This window comes from Actinotalea sp. C106 (assembly GCF_023630195.1).
Lineage (GTDB): Bacteria > Actinomycetota > Actinomycetes > Actinomycetales > Cellulomonadaceae > Actinotalea.
The window spans coordinates 1-3,527 of the sequence record NZ_JALPKN010000309.1; the positions used below are offsets into that span (position 1 = coordinate 1).

Annotated in this window: 6 protein-coding genes; 4 read left to right on the forward strand and 2 right to left on the reverse strand. The window is 73.3% G+C overall.

Going from position 1 to position 3,527, the window contains the following annotated elements:
* The 3 genes from L0B03_RS15410 to L0B03_RS15420 form a co-directional block, all read left to right on the forward strand.
* Positions 1-824, forward strand: an 824-nt coding sequence (locus tag L0B03_RS15410) for a sensor histidine kinase KdpD (RefSeq protein WP_250447406.1), incomplete at its 5' end; no start/stop codon positions are given.
* The gene (locus L0B03_RS15415; protein ID WP_250447408.1) at positions 821-1,501 is read left to right on the forward strand and encodes a response regulator; all 681 of its coding nucleotides are present in this window, start codon (positions 821-823) and stop codon (positions 1,499-1,501) included. The genes L0B03_RS15410 and L0B03_RS15415, both read left to right, overlap by 4 nt.
* A gap of 90 nt (positions 1,502-1,591) precedes the next feature.
* Positions 1,592-2,017 (forward strand): hypothetical protein, encoded by a 426-nt coding sequence (locus L0B03_RS15420; protein ID WP_250447410.1) that lies wholly within the window; start codon positions 1,592-1,594, stop codon positions 2,015-2,017.
* On the opposite strand, the gene L0B03_RS15425 is transcribed toward L0B03_RS15420, so the two are convergent.
* On the reverse strand, positions 1,976-2,404 hold the full coding sequence (locus L0B03_RS15425) for a hypothetical protein (protein WP_250447412.1): 429 nt from the start codon (positions 2,402-2,404) through the stop codon (positions 1,976-1,978). The genes L0B03_RS15420 and L0B03_RS15425 overlap by 42 nt on opposite strands.
* A 417-nt stretch (positions 2,405-2,821) precedes the next feature.
* On the opposite strand from L0B03_RS15425, the gene L0B03_RS15430 reads away from it, so the two are divergent.
* A complete protein-coding gene (locus tag L0B03_RS15430) occupies positions 2,822-2,974 on the forward strand; it encodes a transcriptional regulator (protein WP_250447414.1) in 153 nt (50 codons plus the stop codon).
* A gap of 93 nt (positions 2,975-3,067) precedes the next feature.
* On the opposite strand, the gene L0B03_RS15435 is transcribed toward L0B03_RS15430, so the two are convergent.
* Positions 3,068-3,527: hypothetical protein (locus L0B03_RS15435; RefSeq protein WP_250447416.1), on the reverse strand; the 460-nt coding region annotated here is incomplete at its 5' end.

The window sequence follows — 3,527 nt, forward strand, 5'->3', positions numbered from 1 at the left end:
CGGAGCACCTGCGCCTGCGGCTGCGCGGGCGACCCCTCGCGGCGCCCGACCTCCGACTGGCGGCGGCCGTCGGCCAGCAGGTCGACGGCGTCCTGGAGAGGGACCGGCTCCGGGCCGAGGCGCGGGCCAGTCGCGTCGAGCGCGAACGGGGAGCGATGCGCACGGCACTGCTCGCAGCGGTCTCCCACGACCTCCGCACCCCGTTGGCCGCGATCAAGGCGGGCATGGGCGCCGTGCGGGCCGCCGGCACGGGGATCAGCGTGGCCGACCGCGAGGAGCTCCTCGAGGACGTCGACATCAACGCCGACCGCCTCCAGCTGCTGATCGACAACCTGCTCGACATGAGCCGCCTCGACGCCGGGGCGGTCACCCCCCGGCTGGACCTGGTGGCCCTCGACGAGGTCGTGCCGCGGGCCGTGGACTCGGTGCCGGTGGGCGCGGTGACCGTCGACGTGCGCGAGACCCTGCCGTTGATCCGCGCGGACGCGGGTCTGCTCGAGCGCGCGTTGGCGAACCTCGTCGAGAACGCGGTGCGGCACACGCCGGCGGGAACCCCGGTGCGGGTGGGCGCCCAGTGCGTCGGTGAGCAGCTGATCATCCGTGTCACCGACCACGGCCCAGGGGTCCCCGAGGGACGCAAGGAGCAGATGTTCACGGCCTTCCAGCGGCTCGGGGACGCGCCACGCGGGCAGGGCCTGGGCCTGGGCCTCGCGGTCGCCCGCGGGTTCGTCGAGGCCAACGGTGGGACCCTCGAGGCGGAGGACACCCCCGGTGGAGGCCTCACCATGGTGATCTCGTTGCCGCTGACAGGAGAGTCCAGGTGACCACACGCGTGCTCGTCGTCGAGGACGAGCCGGCCCTGGCCCGGGCCCTGGCGGTCACGCTCCGCGCGAGCCGGTACGAGGCCACCGTGGCCGGCACGGGGGCCGACGGACTCGCGGCCATCGCCAGCTGGCACCCGGACGTGGTGATCCTCGACCTGGGTCTCCCGGACCTGGACGGCATGGAGGTGCTGCGGACCGTCCGCGCCTGGTCCGAGGTGCCGGTCGTGGTGCTCTCCGCCCGGCAGACCAGCGACGACAAGGTCGAGGCCCTGGACGCCGGCGCGGACGACTACGTGACCAAGCCGTTCGGGATGGACGAGCTGCTGGCGCGCGTCCGGGCCTCGGCACGGCGGCGGGGCGCAGGTGAGGCGCAGCCCGTGGTGCGCACCGCGTCCTTCACGGTGGACCTCGCCTCGCGACGGGTGACCACGACCGCGGGGGAGGAGGTCCGCCTGACACCCACCGAGTGGCACATGCTCGAGATGCTCGCCCGGTCCGTCGGCAAGGTGGTCGGGCGCCGCGAGCTGCTCCAGGAGCTGCGCGGGCCCTACCTGGACCAGGAGACCCACTACCTGCGCGTCTACCTCGCGCAGCTCCGCCGCAAGCTCGAGCCCGATCCGGCGCACCCCCGGCACCTCATCACCGAGGCGGGGGTGGGGTACCGGCTCGAGCCGTAGCCGGGTGCCGGACCTGGGCCGTCGGGTGGGTGCACCCGCGGTTCATCGAGGGGCCACCCTACGGACGGCTGCGCCCCGTAGATTCGGACCGTGCGCAGGTGGTTGCGGTGCCGGGGGTGGGAGATCGCCCTCGTCCTGCTCGCAACGGCGGCATTCACCCTCCTCGGGGTCACCACGGTCACGGGGGTGACGTTCGGGGACGGGGACCACCGACCCCCCGGGCTCAGCGGGTGGTGGGAGGACGTCACCACCGTGTCCGAGGCCGAGCGGGCGACCCAGTTCTGGGACACCCCGGTCACCACCGACGACCCGATCGACGGCGACCGGTCCTCGAGCGCCTGGCGGGCGTTCCGCGGGACCAGCGAGCTGGAGGCCGCGCTGCTGGTCCTCGCCGGGACAGCCGGTCTGGCTGGATGCGTGCTGCTGGCGATCCGGTCGGACCGGGATGCCCTCCCCCCGCCGCGGGTGCGGCGGTCAGGTCGGGGCCGACGGGCCGAGCAGTCGATCCGCCTCTGACCTGTTGAGCGTCGACGGGATCGTGCCGAGGTCTGAGGATTCGACCGAGGTGACCCAAGCGTCGCCCTCGAGGGCCCACTGCCCGGGGCTGACGACGCCCCACTGGCCCGTCTCCTTCCCCTGCTGGAGCTCGAACGGGCGGAGGAACAGCAGGTACTCGTGCCCTTCCAGCATCGGGCTGGGGAGGCCATCGACCCTCTCGTCCAGTTGTCGAACGACGACCTCCTCGTTCGGACGCGCACCCTCGAGCACGCCCGTCACGCTGAAGGTGACCAGCTCATACGGCACGCCGGCGTGCTCGATCTCCTCCACCGATCTCGCTCTACCCTCGACGACCAGCGTGGCTTCCTCGTGGAGCTCGTCGACCGACCGGTAGTCCTCGGCCAAGGAGCCTTCGCTCTGCGGGGCAGTGCCTCCTCCGCCCGTGCCGGCCCCCGATCCGCAGGCGCCCAAGAGGGCGGCCACGGCGATCGCGGAGATGACCGCGCGGAGCTCGAACCTGGGGGTCTCCGGGGAGGAGGGCAGGTTGACGGCGTCGCGCAGGTCGGAAGCGACGGGCCAGTCCGTCCCGTCGGTCAGGCCCCTCCTCGGACCGGGCGACAGCTGCACGGCACCTCCTGGTGTGGTCCTCCGGTGGCCAGTGTTGCCCGTACGTCTTTGGCGCTACAACCCCATGGACGGGCTTGCCGCAACGAGAAGTCAGTCCTCTCTCTCCGATATGGAAGACAGGGGCGAGTCCTGTGCGATGGAGGCTCACGACGCACTTCAGGGTGTGACCGACGCCCGGGCCCGCATCGCGTCGAGGTGCTGGTCGACGTGGGCTACGTGCAGACCTCCAAGGCCCCGCACGGCTCGCGCACGCGCACCTGGCTCACCCTCGCTGATCCCGGGCGGAGGGCGCTGGACGGGCACCTCGCAGAGCTGCGTCGCATCGCCGCGGTGGCCGCCGCCCGCTGATGCGGGAGGGGGCGCGCTCCGCGACGTCCTCGGTGTCCCCGTCTACGGCTCGGGGACATCGGTCCACACCGCGACCCAGCGGACGGGTCGGTGCTATCGGGCTCGCTGCGCTGGGGACGCCCGCCGCCAGGGCGGGGTGCCAGCTCGGGATGCCGCGGCGGCCCCGACGGCGACGAGCAGGACCTGCAACAGCGTTCGCGGCAGCAAGGGGGTGTCGGGGGCCGCGGGATGGTCGACTCCCTGGGCTGCGACGACGTTGGCAGGGAACATCGCGATGAGCAGCAGGATCGCTGCGACGGCCGTGAGCCTGCGCGTCCTGGGGACGACCAGGCCCACCGCGAGGCACAGCTCGAGCACGCCGGTGGCTGTGACGATGAACCCGGGTTGGGGGATCCAGGTGGGGACGATCGCGATCAGCCCGGACCGCTGCGGCTCGATGACGTGGGTGACGGCGGCAGAGCCCAGCACCGCGGCGAGACCCACGCCGCACGCCCCGGGCCACGAGTCCCACGCCTGGGCGCGCCCGGCGCCGCGGCGCACCGCCAGGTGGGCG